At 40.0% G+C, this 18,810-nt stretch carries 20 protein-coding genes; 4 read left to right on the plus strand and 16 right to left on the minus strand.

What is annotated here, in order from left to right; translation table 11 throughout:
* Positions 1-138: 138 nt before the first annotated feature.
* Positions 139-927: a diphthine synthase gene (gene dph5, locus BK009_RS05375; protein ID WP_100905950.1), complete on the minus strand. Its 789-nt coding sequence runs from the start codon at positions 925-927 to the stop codon at positions 139-141.
* A 231-nt stretch (positions 928-1,158) separates the two neighbouring features.
* Here dph5 and BK009_RS05380 point away from each other — a divergent pair, with 231 nt between their 5' ends.
* Together BK009_RS05380 and BK009_RS05385 are read left to right on the plus strand one after the other, a co-directional pair.
* Positions 1,159-2,190 carry a class I SAM-dependent methyltransferase gene (locus tag BK009_RS05380; RefSeq protein ID WP_100909202.1) on the plus strand — a complete coding sequence of 344 codons (1,032 nt, stop codon included), beginning with the start codon at positions 1,159-1,161 and terminating at the stop codon, positions 2,188-2,190.
* Positions 2,191-2,308: 118 nt separating this feature from the next.
* A complete protein-coding gene (locus BK009_RS05385; RefSeq protein ID WP_100909203.1) occupies positions 2,309-2,878 on the plus strand; it encodes a hypothetical protein in 570 nt (189 codons plus the stop codon).
* A gap of 197 nt (positions 2,879-3,075) precedes the next feature.
* Here the strand turns inward: BK009_RS05385 and mtnA are convergent, their stop codons facing one another.
* The 11 genes from mtnA to BK009_RS05440 all read right to left on the minus strand — a co-directional run bounded on the left by mtnA (position 3,076) and on the right by BK009_RS05440 (position 12,797).
* The gene (gene mtnA, locus BK009_RS05390; RefSeq protein WP_100909204.1) at positions 3,076-4,005 is read right to left on the minus strand and encodes an S-methyl-5-thioribose-1-phosphate isomerase; all 930 of its coding nucleotides are present in this window, start codon (positions 4,003-4,005) and stop codon (positions 3,076-3,078) included.
* A 167-nt stretch (positions 4,006-4,172) separates the two neighbouring features.
* Entirely contained in the window at positions 4,173-5,024 is an 852-nt protein-coding gene (locus BK009_RS05395) for a radical SAM protein (RefSeq protein WP_100905946.1), read from the minus strand.
* A gap of 127 nt (positions 5,025-5,151) precedes the next feature.
* Positions 5,152-5,721: a methanogenesis marker 17 protein gene (locus BK009_RS05400; protein WP_100905945.1), complete on the minus strand. Its 570-nt coding sequence runs from the start codon at positions 5,719-5,721 to the stop codon at positions 5,152-5,154.
* Between the two features lie 15 nt (positions 5,722-5,736).
* Positions 5,737-6,987 carry a methanogenesis marker 15 protein gene (locus BK009_RS05405; protein WP_100905944.1) on the minus strand — a complete coding sequence of 417 codons (1,251 nt, stop codon included), beginning with the start codon at positions 6,985-6,987 and terminating at the stop codon, positions 5,737-5,739.
* A 1-nt stretch (position 6,988) separates the two neighbouring features.
* On the minus strand, positions 6,989-7,498 hold the full coding sequence (locus BK009_RS05410; RefSeq protein WP_100905943.1) for a methanogenesis marker 5 protein: 510 nt from the start codon (positions 7,496-7,498) through the stop codon (positions 6,989-6,991).
* Positions 7,495-7,872, minus strand: a complete 378-nt coding sequence (locus BK009_RS05415; RefSeq protein WP_100905942.1) for a DUF2111 domain-containing protein — start codon at positions 7,870-7,872, stop codon at positions 7,495-7,497. The genes BK009_RS05410 and BK009_RS05415 overlap by 4 nt, the downstream gene beginning before the upstream one ends.
* Positions 7,869-8,291 carry a methanogenesis marker 6 protein gene (locus BK009_RS05420; RefSeq protein ID WP_100905941.1) on the minus strand — a complete coding sequence of 141 codons (423 nt, stop codon included), beginning with the start codon at positions 8,289-8,291 and terminating at the stop codon, positions 7,869-7,871. Before BK009_RS05420 ends, BK009_RS05415 begins: the two co-directional genes overlap by 4 nt.
* Positions 8,275-9,807 (minus strand): methyl-coenzyme M reductase-associated protein Mmp3, encoded by a 1,533-nt coding sequence (gene mmp3, locus BK009_RS05425; protein ID WP_100909205.1) that lies wholly within the window; start codon positions 9,805-9,807, stop codon positions 8,275-8,277. Before mmp3 ends, BK009_RS05420 begins: the two co-directional genes overlap by 17 nt.
* 11 nt (positions 9,808-9,818) lie before the next feature.
* On the minus strand, positions 9,819-10,805 hold the full coding sequence (locus BK009_RS05430; protein WP_100909206.1) for a methanogenesis marker 2 protein: 987 nt from the start codon (positions 10,803-10,805) through the stop codon (positions 9,819-9,821).
* 194 nt (positions 10,806-10,999) lie between these two features.
* Positions 11,000-12,112 (minus strand): DUF2117 domain-containing protein, encoded by a 1,113-nt coding sequence (locus BK009_RS05435; protein ID WP_100907920.1) that lies wholly within the window; start codon positions 12,110-12,112, stop codon positions 11,000-11,002.
* Positions 12,113-12,296: 184 nt separating this feature from the next.
* Entirely contained in the window at positions 12,297-12,797 is a 501-nt protein-coding gene (locus BK009_RS05440) for a PIN domain-containing protein (protein ID WP_100906741.1), read from the minus strand.
* 303 nt (positions 12,798-13,100) lie between these two features.
* Here BK009_RS05440 and BK009_RS05445 point away from each other — a divergent pair, with 303 nt between their 5' ends.
* Both BK009_RS05445 and BK009_RS05450 read left to right on the plus strand, forming a co-directional pair.
* A complete protein-coding gene (locus BK009_RS05445) occupies positions 13,101-14,303 on the plus strand; it encodes a hypothetical protein (protein WP_100909065.1) in 1,203 nt (400 codons plus the stop codon).
* 516 nt (positions 14,304-14,819) lie between these two features.
* Positions 14,820-15,359 carry a MogA/MoaB family molybdenum cofactor biosynthesis protein gene (locus tag BK009_RS05450; RefSeq protein WP_100909207.1) on the plus strand — a complete coding sequence of 180 codons (540 nt, stop codon included), beginning with the start codon at positions 14,820-14,822 and terminating at the stop codon, positions 15,357-15,359.
* 144 nt (positions 15,360-15,503) lie between these two features.
* Here the strand turns inward: BK009_RS05450 and pyrE are convergent, their stop codons facing one another.
* The 4 genes from pyrE to BK009_RS05470 all read right to left on the minus strand — a co-directional run bounded on the left by pyrE (position 15,504) and on the right by BK009_RS05470 (position 18,800).
* A complete protein-coding gene (gene pyrE / locus BK009_RS05455; RefSeq protein ID WP_100905937.1) occupies positions 15,504-16,037 on the minus strand; it encodes an orotate phosphoribosyltransferase in 534 nt (177 codons plus the stop codon).
* A gap of 160 nt (positions 16,038-16,197) precedes the next feature.
* Positions 16,198-16,371 (minus strand): orotate phosphoribosyltransferase, encoded by a 174-nt coding sequence (locus BK009_RS05460; RefSeq protein ID WP_100905936.1) that lies wholly within the window; start codon positions 16,369-16,371, stop codon positions 16,198-16,200.
* A gap of 230 nt (positions 16,372-16,601) precedes the next feature.
* Positions 16,602-16,853 (minus strand): PRC-barrel domain-containing protein, encoded by a 252-nt coding sequence (locus BK009_RS05465; protein ID WP_100905935.1) that lies wholly within the window; start codon positions 16,851-16,853, stop codon positions 16,602-16,604.
* Positions 16,854-17,201: 348 nt separating this feature from the next.
* Complete coding sequence (locus tag BK009_RS05470) at positions 17,202-18,800, minus strand: sodium:solute symporter family protein (RefSeq protein WP_100909208.1); 1,599 nt, start codon at positions 18,798-18,800, stop codon at positions 17,202-17,204.
* Between the last annotated feature and the right edge of the window lie 10 nt (positions 18,801-18,810).

The raw sequence follows: 18,810 nt of genomic DNA on the forward strand, positions 1-18,810 counted from the left end.
CCTTAATTTTTATCAATGCAATGATTCTTTATCCCATGATTCTAATTAATTTCTAGACAATATTTAATGATATTCATAAATAAAATCCTTTAAACATCCCAATAACTAATTCCCCATCTAATTAATCCAGCATCTGATTTAATCTTCTTCCAGAATGAATTCTGGTGCGTTCCCCAATACCACCAGTCCCTCGGCCTCCAGAAAGTGCAAATCCCCCGGTATCATAATGCAATGTAATGGGCCTCCAAAATCTTCCTCCGTTAATTTATCTACCCGATCAGCCCGGACCAGCGGCTCAGGAGAACCTGCCCTGGCAATAACCACTGCCAAGGTATCTTCTTCTATGATTTCTTCCCTTCGTTCCTCTTCCACGCGCAGGAGGTATTCCAGTCCTTCATTGGCAGTCATGTAGTAATCCCGGTGGGCCTGGATATCCAGCAAAACCAGGGTGTGCAATCCCATTTTCTTATTCTCCCCAATAACATGGTAGGGTGAGTGGGGGAAGTAGTTTTGTTCCGGCCGGGGGATGGTGGTGACTTTCCCAAATTTGTAGGCCTGCAGGCCAGCAATACCTGGAGCTGCTGAGAGTATGGATGATGCATGTATAACCCTGGTTTTTATACCATTCCTGCGGGCTTCCATCAGGATGTCAGAATGGGTGGTTGCCATTAACGGGTCACCTGCTGTTAGGAATGCCACATCATTATTCTCTGCCTGTTTAATGGGTAAATTATCTTCTTCAACTTCTTCCCGGCGGAGTATGTTTATGGTTACTCCGGCCAGGCTTTCCAGTGATTTCAGATCACCCCCAAATAGACGGGCAGTGTAGAATTCTGCGTAAACAACATCAGCGGATTTAATGGCCTCCAGACCATTTAGTGATATGTCTTTTTCATCGTAAAGTCCCAGTCCAACCAGGTAGAGCATTTTTTTCACCTTCAACATCTAATTATGGGATGGGATGTTTATAAAATTTTATTTTAGGGTTAACATAAATTGTTAATCAGTAATTCTAAAAAGGGATATTCCTGGAAAAACTTAAAGAAACCTAGGATAATGTAAAGGAAATAAAGATAAATAGAGGGAACTAGGATAAATGAAATAAATTAAAAGAATACAAGAGATTAGAGAAATATAATAATAAATTCGAGGAATTCCATGATTGGATTAAAGGTCCCTAAAAATGAAGCTAACCGTATCCGCCTCCTTCTACAGGAGAAGGCAATTCTGGATCATGATTGGAAAATCAGACGCTGGGAGGACCACGTGTACCTCCCCCTAACTCAAGAACCTGATAATGATTTTTTGGAAGAAATTGGGCTTGATATGGGTAATATTGTGGATACTGAATTTGAAGAAGTTAAAAGGCGACCCCGGAATATGGAAAATTACCTCCAGGGAAAGATACCACAGAGAAAGATGGAGGAGTTCAAAAAATCCTTTGATATTATGGGGGATGTGGTGATCCTGGAGATTCCTGGAGACCTGGAGGAAGAGAAGTACCTCATTGGTGATGCTGCCCTTAGATTCACCAAAAGAAGGTCTGTTTATCGTAAAAAAAGTGCGATTAAGGGTGTTGTCCGCACTAGGGAATTGGAACATCTTGCTGGTGAGGATATCCCTGAAACCGTCCACCGGGAATATGATTCCCGGATAATGCTGGATGTGAAGAAGGTTTATTTCAGTCCCCGTCTGGCCACGGAAAGACGGATCATTGGGGATCAGGTCACAGATGGTGAGGTGATTATTGACATGTTCACTGGGGTGGGTCCCTTTGCAATTAACATTGCCCGTAGACCCCAACTCAAAAATGTGGAGATATACGCCATAGACATCAACCCATCAGCAATTCATTACCTCAAGGAAAATATTGAGTTAAACAAGGTGCAGGGAAAGATTAACCCACTCTTGGGTGATGTGGCTGAAGTTTTAAAGGATCTGGATGTGAAGGCAGACCGGATTATTATGAATTTGCCGGGAACCGCCTCCAAGTTCCTGCAAGTGGCAGTGGAGCATTTAAAACCCGGAGGGGTTCTTAATTATTATCAGTTCAGCCGTGACTATGAAGATCCTATCAAAAGGGTTGAAGAGGCAGCCTATCCCCGCCAGGTTGAGGTTCTGGGTAAACGGAAAGTCAAGTCCCGTAGTCCCGGAGTATGGCATGTGGCCATTGATGCCAGAATCACCTGAGAATAGATATATCAAAACTTATCAAAGATTGCATCCTTAATCCAATAAATTACCAGGAAAATGCACTCGTATACTTAAATACAATAACAAGAATTAATAAGAGGTTCAAGGAGTTTTTATGACTGAAGAAAAATTTCCCGAATTATTGGAAGTGGAATACTCATTTAGCCAGGGCGGGCATAATTCACTTAAATTAGTGGAGGGGAGGCTCTTCTTTTTTTCAGAAGCAGATTCTCATCTATCTGAAAAGAATGAATACTTGACCATGGTTTCCATTCCTGAAACAGGAAAATGGAAACACTTCTGGGATGATCTAGATCATTGCGGTATTTGGGAATGGGAAGATTGCCGGCTTCCACCGGATAATGGGGGAAAATCATCATCAGAAAATCATCAAACTGGTGAGGAGTCTTGTAATTGCCCTGATGACAATTGTGACTGTGACTTTCCCAATAATAATGTCTCCACTGAGGAGGAGATCTCCAATGGAGATGACATTTCTATTGAAGGAGATATTTGGCAGGTAAAGATCATTCATGGTTCTCAAAGCTTTTTCTGTAAAAACTGGCTCTTGGAAGAAATAGAAACAAAATCAACCCCTGAATTTTTCCAGGCCCTAAAGAAACTTTCCAACGTGGATGTTACTAAACCCTTTGCTGATTTGTCAAAAAGATTAGTTTCTGATTAGATTTAATGAATTTTAACTATTTTATGCTGGATTTAAGAAATAGATGGAATAATAAGAAATATTTGGGATAATTTGGGATAAATTAGTTATTTTTATTCTTAACTGGAAAAATAAGTCCTATTTAATCTTATTATTCTTACTAAGATATTTTATCACTAAGTCTTGAATATAAAAATTAAGCTCCCTTCCATATTTATTCAGAAAGGATCCACAATTCCATCTTCAGTTATAATACCGGTTATAAGGTCGCTGGGCACCACATCAAATGAGGGGTTACGAACCTGGGTACCTAATGGTGCTGCAATACATCCAGCAAAGGCTAAAACTTCCATAGGATCGCGTTCTTCTACCACAGTATCGTATATGCTGTTTTCACTGTCGAAGGTGCTTTTAGGTGCAGCCACATAGAATGGTACGTTGAATCGTTTGGCTGCCAGTGCCACCATGAGTGATCCTATTTTGTTGGCTATTCCACCTTTAGCCACCCGGTCTGCCCCTATGACCACCTTATTTATCTCTCCTTCCTGCATAAGACGGCCGGCAGCACCATCCACGATGAGTTTCACTGGTATGTTTTCCTGTTGCATTTCCCAGACACTCAGTCTGGCTCCCTGGAGTACTGGTCGGGTTTCATCACACACCACATTGATGTTTTTCCCTTCCTCATTGGCTGCGCGGATAACCCCTAATGCTGTGCCGTAATCCACACAGGCCAGTGCCCCGGCATTACAGTGGGTCAGTATGGTGTCACCATCATCGATCACTGCGGCTCCGTATCTGCCCATGCGTCGGTTGGTATCCATATCTTCTTCATATATTAGTAATGCTTCTTTAAGAGGATCATCTGATCCCATAACCCGGTCCACTGCCCAGAACAGGTTCACTGCTGTTGGTCTAGCGTCTTTCATTTTTTGGGCTGCTTCTTCCATATCTTCATCTGCCAAAAAGGCCAGAGCCATCCCAAAGGCAGCGGCCACACCAATAGCTGGGGCTCCCCGGACCACCATGGTTTTAATGGCAGTTATAACATCTTGATATGTTCCGCACACAAGGTATTCTGTTTCGTGGGGAAGTAAAGTCTGATCTAATAGGTAAAGAAGGTCATCCTTCCAGTACATGGTTTTCATGGTTAATTCACATCCGATTTTTTAATAAATTAGTGTTTGCTAGTATCCGATTAATATTTTGAAATATAATAAATGAGTACTAGATTCGTGATAATGATGAATATAATTGATTTAAAACAAATTTATCAGTTAAATTAAAAAAAATGGTTTAAAGTGATGAAGTATCCCTAGTAATGGCTGGCTGGGGTCATGTCCAGGTGTTTATCCTCTTTTCCAGGGACTCCGTAGGCATCGGCCCGGCACTGGGTGCAGGCACGGAAGACTGGTATGGTTTCTTCCACTTTATCCCTTACATTGGAGAGTTCATCACATCCCGGTTTGGGATAATCCTTCATTTTATATAAGGGTATGAGCGGTATGACGTTCATCAAACTGGCACCTCGTTTTTTCACTTCCCTGGCGATGTCTTCAATGTGTTCATCGTTAAGGCCGGGTATGAGGACGCTGTTAACCTTGACCACCACTCCCAGTTTGGATATCTTTTCGATTCCTTCTAATTGTTTTTCGGATATGATCTTGAATGCTTCCTCTCCCTGGTAGACCTTACCATCATAAACTGCTCTGGAATATATGTTTTTACCAATTTCAGGGTCCACTGCATTGACAGTTACGGTGATGGTGCTGACGTTTACTTCGGCCACTTCCTCAGCCATATCTGCAAGTAGGAGGCCATTGGTACTCATACACTTTATAAGGTCTGGGAATTTTTTATCGATTATTCGGAAGAATTCCAGTGTTTCGGGGTTGGCCAGGGCATCGCCGGGTCCGGCTACTCCCACCACGCTGATGGGCATTTCCTTGATAACCTTAGCTACATGGATTACTGCTTCTTCCACCGTCATTACCCTGGAGGATACTCCAGGGCGTTGTTCACATTTGTTAAGTTCACGGGTGCAGAAGTTGCACTGTATATTACAGCGAGGTGCGATGGGCAGATGAACTCTTCCCACCTTGTCATGCATTTTTTCATTAAAACATGGATGTACACGGGTTATATGTGCGAATTTAGATTCATTCATAGAATTTCCTCCCCATCTTTGGTGGATGTGACTTTAAAAAATTCCATTGTAGTTTTTAAAAATTTCCAGGAATATTCAGTTATTAATTTGATTTTTTAGTTTAAAATTTCTAGTGGATGTTATTTATTTAATATGATTTTTTATTCTCTTCCATTTTTTTAATGATCTGGCGAGTTTTTTCCAGGTATTCTTCCTTGATGTACTCATCGGAACAGGTAAGGGCAATGATGTTGCCCTGGGAGTAGTGATCCACCACCCGGAATCCTTCGGGAATAATCCTGAAAATGGCATCATAGACCTTCTTCTTAAGGTCTTCTTCAGGGTTGTGGACCACCAGTCCTTCCAGTTTAATCTGAGGGTCATCAACAATAACCTCGAAACGGCTGGGTTGATGTATTTTATTCCTTCCCTCAATTTCCCAGAGTTTTTTCAGAAGTTCGGGTAGATAGTTTTCATCTTTTATCTTTATGAAAGCTTCGTTGGCTTCAGCATCGTATTCGTATTCTGCAAAGTCCTCCATGACCACTGGAGGGGATGTTTTTTCATACTGGACCACGATGATAAACACTGGTTCACGGGGATCCACGTATATTTGAATATCTTTCACTGCGCGAACTACTTGTACTTCCTGGAGTATGTGTCTAGTGATCATATCGTAGACTTCACGCCCATTTTCATCGTAGCATTCTACCTGCATTTTATATCCCCTGGATTATTTTTTAGCCCCAAAATCTGTCTTATCTCCCAATCCAGAAACAAGTAGGGCTCCTCCAACAGCTCCAATGTACTGGGAGTATTCAGGTACAATAACATCCATTCCTCCCAGGACTGTACTAACTGCTTCCACCAGTCCCCCGATTAGGCTGGTTCCCCCTACCTGGATCAGGGGCTCTCGCACATCAATTTCCTGTAATTGCTGTTCGTAGACCTGTTCCGCTACAGAATGACAGGCAGCTGCAGCTACATCCTCTTTAGCACCACCTGCAGCCAGAGAAGTGACCAGGTCCTGAATACCGAATACTATGCAGTAACTGTTCAGGATTGCTTTTTTAAAGTCTCCCTTGAGAGCAAGAGGCCCAAGTTCACTTATATCCACCCCTAAACGTCGGGCGGTGATTTCCAGGAATCTTCCTGAGGCTCCAGCACATATTCCCCCCATGGTGAAGTTATCAGGGATTCCGTCATTGACTGTAATGACTTTGTTATCCATACCACCTATATCCAGTACAGTGGCTTCACCTTTCTGGTGTCCTGCCAGGTAAACTGCCCCTTTAGAGTTAACAGAGAGTTCTTCTTGTATAAGAGCAGCATTCAGGTGTTTACCAATGGTCAGCCGCCCGTAACCGGTGACTCCCACACCATCCACATCATCGAATTTATAACCAGTGTCCTTGAAAGCCTGATCCATTCCATCCTTGGAACAGCCTATAACATCGGTGGTTGGTAGCCATCCTGTTCCTATGATCTTGTTATTTTCCATTAACACCACTTTAGTGGTAGTTGAACCAGAATCTATCCCTAGGGTGAGTCCTTCCTGTTTTTCCCTGGCCAGTAGGCTTTTTCTGGCTACGATGGTGGAGAGGGCTTCCATCCTAATGAAGAGTTCATCGGCCTTGGTTCGTTCAGTGAATGAATATGTGACCACAGGTAAGTTAGTGTTCTCCTGTATGAATCGCCTTACTTCATTTCTGACCAGGGCTCCTTCAGCACATCTGAAACAGGTGGCTATGAAAACTGCATCTGCATCTGATTTTCCTTCAGCCAGAGACATGGCTCTGGCAATCATTAACCTTATGCTGCTACTGGCAGCATTGAATCCGAACTTATGGTATGCTTCGTCAATGTAGTCCAGGTCGGCTTCAGGGATAACAATCTCAGCTCCAAATGTGGCTGCTGCCTTTTCAATCTCTTTCTGAACCCCACTGTACTCGGTTCCGCATGAAATTTGAGCTATTTTTACCATCTTATTCCTCCACCTGCTCCTTGGTCTTTCCCTCTTGAGTTTCATTGGTTTTTCCAGGTTCTTCAGAATCATCTGATTTGTCTAACTCGTCCAGGAATGTGTTGATACGGTTAACCACTTCCATGGTTTCTTCCCTGGTTTTTGGGTAGTGGATTTCCAGAACTGGAATACCTCTTTTGCGCAGGAAGTACATTGAAAGTTCATTGGTACGGGCACATCCTATACATCCAAAACCATAAGGGGCGTCTTCCATAATTATAGCTGCTTCAGCTTCGTCAATAATCGGCCCGAATATGGCCATTCTTCCCCTCACCCCAGATGGAACTTCAATTGCTGCGTATTTCAGGCCTTTGATGGGTTCTTCCTCAGTGATGTTAAATGGAGGTGAGTCTATTTCCGGGTCAGTGACCTTCTTACGGATTTCTTTCTGGATTACCAGGGGCTCATGACCCCTTCGCTCCACCATATCTGCCAGTATCAATGAGTTAGGTGGGAAAACAGCTATTTTCACTGTAGACCACCCCTGGACTCGGTGAATCCTTCTGGTCTTCTTGTAATCTCCATTATATCACTGTAAATTCCCTTGGTAATGTCCACTACTCCCATTGCTGCGATGATATGGCCTTCTTCTATTATGGGAACCACTACCACGGGTGTGTCTTTATATTCCCCACTTTCTGGTATTTTTTGAACCATTTCACCGCTTTTTAGCACTTCTTCCAGGATTGGTCCGGTGTAGTTATAATCCAGAACCTTTCCACCTTCAATGCGTACACCGGGATTGTTAAGTGTGCGCATGGTCATGGGGAGTCCGTTTACCAGTTGGTGAATGGCCATTGCCATTGCTACCAGTTCTTCTCCAGTTGAGGATGGATTGATATTCATTTTTCACACTCCTGGGCAATTTTTTTAAATTCATCAGGGGTAATTTTCTCTGGTTCTTCCAGGTTCACTTTTTCCGGGTTTTCCAGGGCGTCACACACATATTCCAGTAGTTCATATTCCTTCTCTAGCTGGTGGAATCCTTCCCTGGCCGCACCTCGTTTTGCACGGCATCTTCTAGGGTCTCCTGGTGGGAATCCCCGGTCTTTGGTGAAAATGTTAGATGGGTCCAGTTTTCTTATTCGGTTTACTGCTTCTAACACATCCTTTTCTTCCCCATGTATCACTGCACCGTAACAAGTGGATTTAATGGTTAGGGGCAATTCTAGCATGTGCAGTTTTCCCACCAGTTCGCTCTGGCTTAGCTGGGCCTTTGGCCCTAATACAAACATCCTGGTGACTTTATCATTTTCTGGTGACATAAATGGTGTCCCCCTCTTTGTATTTCTCCAGATTTTCTATTCCTTCAGACATTCTTCCAATGATATTGGTTCCCTGGAATGGTTCTCCAGTAGGGCCAAATTCTTTGTTATCCTCAAATCGCACCCCCACCATACCTATATGGCGGCGTGACATGTTAGTAATCCCTATTTCTCCTGCTTTCACCACACTTTGAGGATTGTTTTCCGGTATTAATCCTTTAGATTCTTTGGGAACATCCTTGAACATTAACAGTTTCATGCCGGGGAAGGCGAAGTGAACCTTTAATGATCCTACAGGTGCATCCAGGAGTCCGGTGATTTTTTGGAAGTACCAGGTGGAGCGGGGCGCATCTTCATATAATTCCACGTGAAGGAGGTCTTCTTCAGGAATACCATAGGTTTTAACTTCTCCCTGGGCAATGATGTCCATGGTGTAATGTGGTTCCTGCCTCACCACCACTGCCTCATCATCCTGGAGACCTTCACGGATTTGTTTAACACCATTTTCCTGTAAGAATTCTTCAGCCTCTTTCTGAGTCATGGATAATGTCATTATCCGGGTGGGGGATGTTTGGATAGTTACTTCATCACCGAAACTTGCGATGTCCAGTAATTGCATCCCATTTATTACCTTTCCCAGTACGTTGTGGGATGGTGTGGAAACCCGGTCCTCCCGGTAAATGTAAACCCGACCCACTCCTTTTCCAGAATTACGGAAGGTTATGGTGCCCCTTTTACGCTGGTCGATCTGTTCAGCTTCCTTTTCCAATCCCTGTAATGCATAGAATCCAACGAATGTGTTAGAATCATAGTCCACACGAACTTTACCAGATTCCTGGAGGGCATAGAAGTGTTCCACTGATTGGGGAGATTTAGGGTTTGGTTCGACCTGTACGTAGGTGTATACCTGGTTGCCTTCTTCCAACTCGGTTTCCAGGTTGGTGATTGCCGCACTTTTAACTATGCTCTCCCTTTCCATGACTGGTTTAACCTCTGATACTTCATCATCGTCAGTGAGTTTCAGAATGGTTCTTTTCCCCCCAACAACCCGGGCAAAAACTCCTCGGTTTTCTTCAGGAGCACCATAAACTGCTTCATGTTCTCCTGTGGAAAGTATAAGATGTGTGGCATCGGCAGTGAATCCGGAGAGGCTGAAAAGAACATCCCAACGATGGTAATGGTAAGTTTCCCTGCTGGGAGTTAATTCCGTGACTATAGGCCCAATTGCCACTTCTTGAGAGGTGGTCCAGCGCACCCCCATTTTAGAAAATTCTTTGTAACGTTCTTTCCATGTTGAAACCAGAGTTTCGGGGGCCCCATCCAGTATTTCAATGATGATACTTCCCTTGTTGGTTTTCAAACTGTACTTGTTAACGTGTTTTTCTACTTCTTCAGTCCCCTTAACCAGCCCCAGGACACATCCCGGCAGATAGGGCGCTCCCACTGCATCAATGGCATCCTGTATTGTCGATCCTTCAGGGAGTTCTATTTTTTCTCCATTGACCTTCACCAGCATCAAATACCCTCCTAGGGATTTTCATCATGTATTCCAGTGATCTTATCAGTGCAAAAGTCAAATACAATCTCTTTATCATTTCCAGAAGTTAAGTATAGTTTCTGGTCAGATATTATACTACCCACCACCATGGTGGTGATGTTAACATTTTCCAGGATTTCTATGATCCTCTGAACATTTTCTTCCCTGGCAGTGAGGACAAATCCGGATCCAGGGTAAAGTTTCAACCAGTCCTCCCAGTTCACATCATTGCTGCGAGGTATGAGTTCCAATTCCACTATAGCTCCCATATTTGAGGTTTCCAGAAGCATTCCAAGGGTTCCCAGAGTTCCAGGGTTACTAATATCTTTTCCAGCAGTGAGGAGGTGTTTTTTTGCAATTTCATTCATGGCGGTGATCTGGGCCTGTACCAGGTCTGCACTTTTCATGGTAGTGGTGTCCCAGTTAAGGTGGAACTGGGGATGTATTGCACCATCCAGATCTATGGCTACCAGTACCTTATCACCCGGTCTAGCACCACAGCTGGTGATGATATCCTCACGATTCATTATACCAGTTATGGAAACATCCAGGGAATTGTAAGGAGCATCAGGGTGGACATGCCCCCCCACCATCGGTACACCGAATTTCTTAACCCCTTCGTTAATTCCATCCATAATCTGACGGCATATATCTTTATCCTGAGTGGAAAGGACGTTGGTCATTCCAATGGGCATCCCACCCATGGCAGCAATGTCGTTCACATTTACCAGTACTGAGCAGTACCCGGCCCACCAGGGATCAGCCTCCATTAATTTTCCCCACATTCCATCAGCAGCCAAGAGAACTACCTGGCCGTTCCCAATCTCCAGGGCTGATGCATCATCCCCGAAACCAAGAAGAGTTCTTCCCGAAATATTGTAAGTTTCTTCCAGGAGCCCAGTTACGTCTTTTATGAGATTTTTACGAGTAATTCCCTCAAAACTTCGTATAGAATCAACAAGTGAGCTTAAATCCACGAGTGCACCTCGATTTCATTTTATAATCCAATGATCTCTTATAATGCAATAATTATATGCAGAGATATAATTTTTTATTTATTTATGGTTGGTTTTTAAGGATTAGTCAATCACGGGTTAATTGTCAACAGAATCACAGCCAAGAATATTATAATTTAATTAATCCAAAGTTAGGATCTCCTTATTTGTAACCCTCAACTATACTTAACCTGATATTGACTAGTTATATTACTAATAATTTGTAGCAATTTACTTTTAAAATTTTCTATATTTTCTATTTCTATGGTCTCTTCACGGTTGAAAAGTTCTAAAAAGATTTTATCACCCACCTGATCATCCCAACCATTCTCAAGTTCCACAATCAAAGAACCTTCTGCTTTAAAACCTTCTTCAACAACTTTATCCAAATCTCCATCCGTTATGCCAATTATGGGTACGTTGAAACGGTAAAGTATATCTGCAGCAACCAGTGTAGTGTCATCCCCCACTGTAACCACCATATCTGCATTTTTCAACCGGTAAATGTCCTCTGCAGCATGGTTTAAGTAAGAAATAGTGAAATGATCATTGGATTTTTCTGATTTCAATATTCTAGGTTTAACTCTGGATTTGCGGAGTAAACCCGTTTTTACAACGGCTTTTCGAAGCGTTATCGGCCCCAGTTTCTCCACACCATGTTCTTTGATTTCCCCACCTATTAGCTGGGTTATAATACCATTTTCAGCAACTATGGCCACTTCTGATGATGTGGATTTCCCGATTACTATACCATTGACGAATATATTCTCCCCGGGAGATACACCAGCAATTTCCCGGCAGATGGTATTGGAGATTTCCTGACAGGGATCTTCTGAAAAAAGATTATTATGTATATCTTCCGGCAGAACCAGTTGTAGATCCATTTTATGGGCAATGTCTTCTGCCAGTTTCATCTTATCTTCCCTCCAAGCCACCACACTACCATCCGACTCCCCGGGTCTTTCCATTTGTATCAGGGGTGGTTGATCTTGGCAGTTATGGTAAACCTTGTATCCAAAGGCATGCCCAGTTACACTGGACTTACCATAGTTTATCAGGAAAATAACATCACAGTTTTCATCCTTGAATTTATCTACTGACTGGCTGGGGAAAAGCTTCTGACTGATATCAATTTTATCTTCCAGGTGAGCATCGATGACCGCAGTTCTTCCCATAGTTCCACCTAATCTTGCCCCGACTGTACCATAATCCTCCAGGAAATCCAGGAACTTCTGGGCGTAACCAGAATCAACTATTTCTGGTCCGTGCACCACTACACCAATCTTCATCATCATCATAGTTCACCCTTAGGACCAATATGTTTATTATAATTACCTCCTCAATGAGGGGGTAATAATATGATTTTAATTCTTTTGATTCAACCTTTTTTTTAAAAAAAAATCATTTAATGCCCAAAAACTTAAAGTATTTAATATTAAATCGTTAATAGGGATAAATCCCAATAATAAAAGATTATTTTTTGATTCGCTTACGGTAAACATTTGACCCGCAGATTTCACATTCATCCCATTTATAATCTGCAGGATATTTCTTACGACAGCCTCGGCAGATCTTGATCCATCCATAGACTTCCCGGATTCCCTCAGATAAAACACTCTGGTAGGGGATTTCCAGAATTTTCAGAATGTTCTGTATGGAATAATCATCAGTAACCACCAGAGGATGGTAATCCTTCTTGAGAGTTACTGCTAGGGCCACTAACGACATATCCACTTCAGATAACCTTAGAATATCACCTGAATTTTCAATTGCATTTTGCACCTGGTTTAATGAATCGGTGTCTGGTTCTTTGATAATGATTTTACCATCATCCATTGCTGATTGCACAGCTATTTGCGATTTTAAATCTTTAATTTCAGATAAAACACCACCAATTGTGATATTTTTATGTTTTGAAGATATAAATCCCCCAATAATTCCAGATGCATCTAGAACATAAATTTTCTCTTTCAAAATTCTCTCTTTCATATTACACCAAAATTCAAGTATTACTGAACATATTACATTAACCTCTACATATAACAAATTAAACAACGTTAATAAATTTTAAGTCAAATTAACATGATTTTTAAAGGTTTTTTAAATATTAATCTCGTTAAAAACTTTTTTATAACTTGAATATCAGACACTGTCAAAAACTTGGGGGTTTTTGAAATTTGTGTTTTGATAAACAATTTGGTTATCCTTGTTTAAACTCATTATTTCCTGAAATAAAAAACTAAAAACTTTTATAATAAGGGGAGCATAGTATTTTCTATGCTAAACAGAAAAATACTTGCTCCAATTGATAGTTTGTTTGATCAGAGTTATAAACTTTCCTATTTTTGTGAAGATTTATCGAAATATGAGGAAAATCATTTAAAATCGATTGAAAGAGATGATAATGTATTTAATTCGTTGAATACTTGGTATAAAAAGGATATTTTTCATATTGAGGTGCTGGTTTCTTTTTGTCCGGAGTGTTTCAGTAAATCTGTGATTAAAAATGGAGTTAAAGAAAGAAAACTTTATTTTTATGATGAAGGAGTTGTTAACGCTGAAATTCAAATGTACAAGTGTAAAAAATGTGGTAAAAAGTTTAAAACAGATATATCAGACATTGTAGATGATAATAGTAACTTTTCAAATGAATTCAAAGAAAAATGCGTTGAATTAGCTGGTTTATTCTTGGGATCAATCCGTAAAATTGCTTATAAAATTAAAAAAGACACGGGGATCAGTGTTTCAAGGCAAACAATTGAAAACTGGATACTTGGATATGAAATCCCTAAAAAAGAAGTAAAAAATCTTTATAGTGGTTATTACATTTTTGACGTGGAGTGGATTAAGCTTAACGGCTTTTGGAATTACCGTTTCGCTTTATTCGACAGTAAACAGAATATTATCGTTGCTGATGAAATATACTCCAAAGAGAATTCCACGAACATACAAAAGTTTTTAGAGGAATCCACCAGAAATCAAAAGAAAATAGCAATAACAAGCGATTTAGATGAAAAATATAAACCCATAATTGAAGGATTAGAGTTTACGCATCAGTGGTGTTTATTTCATGTGTTTAAAAACATAAATAAGAAAATAAAAGAATACATAAGAGATAATGAATTGTCTGATGATGAATTAGAGAATATAAGGCAAGAAAAACTAGAAATATTCAGTTTATTTAACAGTAAATCATTTAAAGAAGCTAGAACTCGAATGGATGAAATATTAAATCAAATAAAAGATTATTCAAAGGTTATTCAATCAATTATCATGGATTCGTTAATGCCTTACTTCAAAACATACTTTTCGTACCTTTTAGATGAAAATATTGAACGAACTTCAAATAAATTGGAAAACCAATTCCAAAAAACCTTTCCTAAAAGTATTAAAAGAATAATGAAGATTAAAAAAGGTGCAATGTCGCGAATAAATATCAGAATAGAAATCCTAAACCAGATAAAGGTTTTTGACTCTTAACCCCCAAGTTTTTGACAGAGCCGAATATCATTTATGAGAAATGTTTTTATGTGCGTAAAACAATAATTTATTTGTTGAGGGAGGGTGTCATTAGACTCCTTTCACAATTTTTCGCCTGCGAAAAACCGCCTCCGATTTGGACCTAATGCCCTCCCTTGCACTAAAAAGTAAAAATACTTTATTAATACTATTTTATATCAAATACAGAGAGATTAAGTCCTCAAATATTTTTAGTTAAATTTTAACTGAAATGATTACTTATTACCATATTAATACTGGAATTAATGAGTTACAAATCTCCACATAGATATTGGTTACTAAAGTTTATGACCTCGTTGTTATATGAATTGAATTGTAACCATTCTTAAATACCATCTACAATTATTTATCTTATTTTTACCATCTACAATTAATTAATATTCTAATAATAGATTACTAATTAATCAGTAAATTTGCCAGTCTAAAAAAAAAGTTACATCTCAATAGTTACATCTCAATAAATATAGAGGGCAAAAAATGAAAAGTAAAACCATGGAAGAACATAAAAAACACAGCCCATTAAGGGTTAAAGTTGGAATAATTACTTTAAGCGACTCTAAATCAAATTTATCCCAAAAAAAAAATCCTAATTTTGTTTCAAACCCTGAAGATCTCTCCGGCAAAATGATAATTGAATCACTGGAAGAGCTGCATGAAATTGTGTCTTACCAAGTTATACCTGATGATACCCACCTGCTTTTGGAAACATTAAGGAAAATGAAAAATCTGGGTGCTGAAATCATTATCAGCACGGGTGGTACTGGAATTGGGAAAAGGGATATCACAATTGAAACCATTAAACCCTTATTTGAAAAAGAATTAAATGGCTTCGGTGAAGTTTTCCGTTATGAGACTTATAAAGAACTGGGAACTGGTGCCATAATGACCCGGGCAACTGCAGGTGTCTGGAAGGAAACCTTGCTGGTGGCCTTACCAGGTTCACCCAATGCAGTTCAGTTGGGTGTGAAACTAATAAAGCCTGAAATGGGACATATAGTGAAACATATGAAGCAATGAACTTGAATATAACTTTAACAATATCAACCGGGAAAGTGAACTATTAAATCTAAAATAAAAAAGAGTTTTGAAAAAATGGGGCCTAAATTCTTTAGTTTTAAAATTTGTTCAAAAAGATAGAAGATTAATTCATAAGCTTTAGAACTATTTAACATCACTAATGGACACTAGAGGCTCTAAGATCACACCTTCCTTTTTCAGGTGTTCCACTGCACCCTCTTCCCGATCCACAATTACAAAGGTTCTTTCCACTACCCCCCCATTATCCTGAACAGCTCGAACAGCTTTTAAGAGGGAATTACCAGTGGTGGTAACATCTTCAACAACTATGACCCTGTTTCCTTCTTTCAATTCGCCCTCGATAAGTTTTGATGTTCCGTAACCCTTCTGTGCCTTACGGATCATGAGCATGGGTATGCCTGACTGCAGGGCCACGGCAGTGGCTATGGGCACCGCTCCCAGGGCAGGTCCAGCCACCAGATCTATTTCATCATCCAGGATAATGTGGGAAATGATTTTAGCCACTTGGGAAAGTATCTCAGGGTCAGTGATGGCCTTTTTCATATCCACATAGAAGTCACTCTCCCTTCCAGAAGAAAGAGTGAATTTGCCGAATTGAATAACCTGATTATCCTTTAATAAACTTATTAAAAGGTTTTTTTCCTGTTCAATCACCATGTTATCATTCCATTATTTAAACGTTTATTCCCCCAATTATTTGGAGTAAAATATTATTTAAGGAGTAAAATACTTTTTTAGTAAATTAAAATATTTCATATGGTGAATATCTCTGATTTTATGGATATATTCTTTTATTAGCAGAATAAGAGAATATATTCTATTGAAAAGTACTCCTTTTGTCTGTATTAGTGGATTTCAATCCTCTTTGACAGCGCTGACATACTCCCAGTTTCCATTGAAAACAGTTCCCACAAACCAGATTACCGCATAAGGAACAGGTGTACATTTTACCAGGCTGCCCACAGATACTACATATGCCTCGAACTTCCAAAAATGTCACCTACCCTGATTTTTTGAGTGAATTTGTATTTGGCGTGCATTATTAGCTATGTTAACTTAGAATTCGCCCCTAATAACCTAGAATTTACTCCTAATAACTTAGAATTGACTGTTACAATTCAGGATCCCCTGAAAATCTTTTTTAGGAAATATGAGAATTCATTAGATGTAAAAAATATAATAATAGTTTAAAAAAATGGGTTAGAATAATTTTGAAATTAATCAAAATTCATAGCTGGTTCCTTCCTCCCTGCTTTTAAGGAGTATTTTATCCCCAATCTTACTCACCATATCATAAGGAACTATTGTTTCGCCTTTAGACAATCCTAAACCTTCAGATATGCCTCCTTTCCCCACTATGAAGGCTTCGATTTCATTGGTCATGAAATTTACTTCCACATCCCTAACTTTTCCAATAACCACTGCTGAACTGTCTAAAACTTCTTTTCCAACAATCTCTTGCACGATCCTCATGGTCTCACCTCAGATACATATAAAAAGGTAGTTCATAATTTATCTACCAAATTAAAGCAGATCATAATTTTAATCATATAAGTTAAGTTTCAAGATGTACTTATAGTTTCAGGGCTGAAAAAATAATAATTAATAATTTAAAGAATTTTTAATCTAAAATCTTCCCTTAGACTAAATCTCCCCATTAGTGGATTTAATGATTTTTAGATGTAATAATGTGAAAATAATCAATTGAACTGTTAAAATTATTTAAGTTTATCCAAGATTTCTAATTATGAAAATGAATTTTTACTTAATAAAATAGTTCTATAAAAAAAGGTATGGAGTTTTTTCAAACTCCCTAAGTATTTATACACCTTCGAAACATTTTTCCATGTGTTCTTCGCTGGGTTTTTTAGTTAAAAGACTTACCACTATGGTAACCACTAACGCAACTGGTAAGGCAACAACTATGGGGTCAACTGTTGGCCATGGTAGAGAAGTCGTTAGGACAGCCTGACCAGTTAGTGCTTTTGCAATTCCCAGGGCCTCTGCTGATTTTTTGTACTCGAATACCAGCCAGAATAGGCTAAGGAATGTACCAACCAACAGTCCAGAAATGGCCCCGGTTTTGGTACAACCTTTCCAGAAAAGGGCAAATACATACATGGAAAGGAAGGCTGCTGCGGTTATGGAGAACCACATGGAGGTTCCCACTGCTATAATGTTAGCCGGTAGGATGAATCCCATTATAACTGCAATGATCATGGCTATGGCAATTCCTAGCCTGGCGATCATTACCGATGCTCCTCCCTTTTTGTTAAACACGGTTTCGTAAATATCCCGACCCAGTGCTGTTCCCTGGGTGTGTACCTGGGCACTGAGGGTGGACATGGCTGCTGATAAAAGGGCAATCATGAATATATAGGCAAACCATAAGGGCATAGCTGCAGTGATGAATGCGGGGATAATTGAGTCGGCATTACCATTTACAACTTGTACAGCTAACTTTCCAACTGTTTCATAGAAATAAACATTGGATAAGGCCCCTACTATGAAAGCAGTTCCAGTCATTAGAAGAATAAAAATTCCACCCACCAGTACAGCCCGGTTTAGTTCACGGTTGGATTTAACCGTCATGAATCGGACCACAAGCTGTGGTTGGGACAGAACTCCTATTCCTACTCCCAGTATCAGTGTACTCACCAGAGTCCACCAGAAGGGACTTCCCAATGCGGGCATGGATGTCCACCCCGTGAAACCTGTGGCTGTCGCCGTGGCTGTCGCTTTAGCTGGCACTACGTTAACTAGATTGGTAAGAGCTTGGTTAGCATCAGTTACTCCTCCAAGCATCCAATAGGTGGCCACCAGAAGGATGAACATTCCCACAAACATTATGGTACCTTGGACAGCATCGGTGTACATTACACCCCTTATTCCGCCAAAAATAACGTATAATGCTACGATAACTGCCAGTACAACTAGAGCTATATTATAATCTATTTTGAGGGTTGTTTCTGCGAATCGAGCCATACCAATGAGAACCACTGATGCGTATAGTGTCATTCCAAAGAATATGACCAGTCCACTGAAATACTGTATAAATTTACTATCATAACGTCTGGATAAAAATTCCGGGAAAGTAAGGGCGCGTAAATTGTGTCCCATTTTCCGGGTGCGTTTTCCAAAGAATACAAAGGCTATGAAAATACCCACCAGTATGTTCAGGAATGTGAGCCATAAAAGTCCCATTCCATATACTCCAGCAGTACCACCAAAACCAACTATGGCTGCCGTACTTATGAACGTTGCACCGTAACTTAAAGCCATGATGAATGGATGGGTTTCCCTTCCTGCCACCAAGTAATCATCGGCAGTTTTGGTTCGCCTCCAAGCCACATAACCCACGTAGCCTGTTATAACTAAGTATATTAAAACTACAATACTTAATATCAATAGATCATTCATTTAATCCACA

This window comes from Methanobacterium subterraneum (assembly GCF_002813695.1).
Taxonomy (GTDB): domain Archaea; phylum Methanobacteriota; class Methanobacteria; order Methanobacteriales; family Methanobacteriaceae; genus Methanobacterium; species Methanobacterium subterraneum.

What these genes read in the sequence shown, in the direction of transcription:
- dph5 (WP_100905950.1), bottom strand. Translation starts at nt 927, where the DNA reads ATGCTCTACCTGGTTGGACTGGGACTTTACGATGAAAAAGACATATCA.
- BK009_RS05380 (WP_100909202.1), top strand. Translation starts at nt 1,159, where the DNA reads ATGATTGGATTAAAGGTCCCTAAAAATGAAGCTAACCGTATCCGCCTC.
- BK009_RS05385 (WP_100909203.1), top strand. Translation starts at nt 2,309, where the DNA reads ATGACTGAAGAAAAATTTCCCGAATTATTGGAAGTGGAATACTCATTT.
- mtnA (WP_100909204.1), bottom strand. Translation starts at nt 4,005, where the DNA reads ATGAAAACCATGTACTGGAAGGATGACCTTCTTTACCTATTAGATCAG.
- BK009_RS05395 (WP_100905946.1), bottom strand. Translation starts at nt 5,024, where the DNA reads ATGAATGAATCTAAATTCGCACATATAACCCGTGTACATCCATGTTTT.
- BK009_RS05400 (WP_100905945.1), bottom strand. Translation starts at nt 5,721, where the DNA reads ATGCAGGTAGAATGCTACGATGAAAATGGGCGTGAAGTCTACGATATG.
- BK009_RS05405 (WP_100905944.1), bottom strand. Translation starts at nt 6,987, where the DNA reads ATGGTAAAAATAGCTCAAATTTCATGCGGAACCGAGTACAGTGGGGTT.
- BK009_RS05415 (WP_100905942.1), bottom strand. Translation starts at nt 7,872, where the DNA reads ATGAATATCAATCCATCCTCAACTGGAGAAGAACTGGTAGCAATGGCA.
- BK009_RS05420 (WP_100905941.1), bottom strand. Translation starts at nt 8,291, where the DNA reads ATGTCACCAGAAAATGATAAAGTCACCAGGATGTTTGTATTAGGGCCA.
- mmp3 (WP_100909205.1), bottom strand. Translation starts at nt 9,807, where the DNA reads ATGCTGGTGAAGGTCAATGGAGAAAAAATAGAACTCCCTGAAGGATCG.
- BK009_RS05435 (WP_100907920.1), bottom strand. Translation starts at nt 12,112, where the DNA reads ATGAAGATTGGTGTAGTGGTGCACGGACCAGAAATAGTTGATTCTGGT.
- BK009_RS05445 (WP_100909065.1), top strand. Translation starts at nt 13,101, where the DNA reads ATGCTAAACAGAAAAATACTTGCTCCAATTGATAGTTTGTTTGATCAG.
- BK009_RS05450 (WP_100909207.1), top strand. Translation starts at nt 14,820, where the DNA reads ATGAAAAGTAAAACCATGGAAGAACATAAAAAACACAGCCCATTAAGG.
- pyrE (WP_100905937.1), bottom strand. Translation starts at nt 16,037, where the DNA reads ATGGTGATTGAACAGGAAAAAAACCTTTTAATAAGTTTATTAAAGGAT.
- BK009_RS05465 (WP_100905935.1), bottom strand. Translation starts at nt 16,853, where the DNA reads ATGAGGATCGTGCAAGAGATTGTTGGAAAAGAAGTTTTAGACAGTTCA.
- BK009_RS05470 (WP_100909208.1), bottom strand. Translation starts at nt 18,800, where the DNA reads ATGAATGATCTATTGATATTAAGTATTGTAGTTTTAATATACTTAGTT.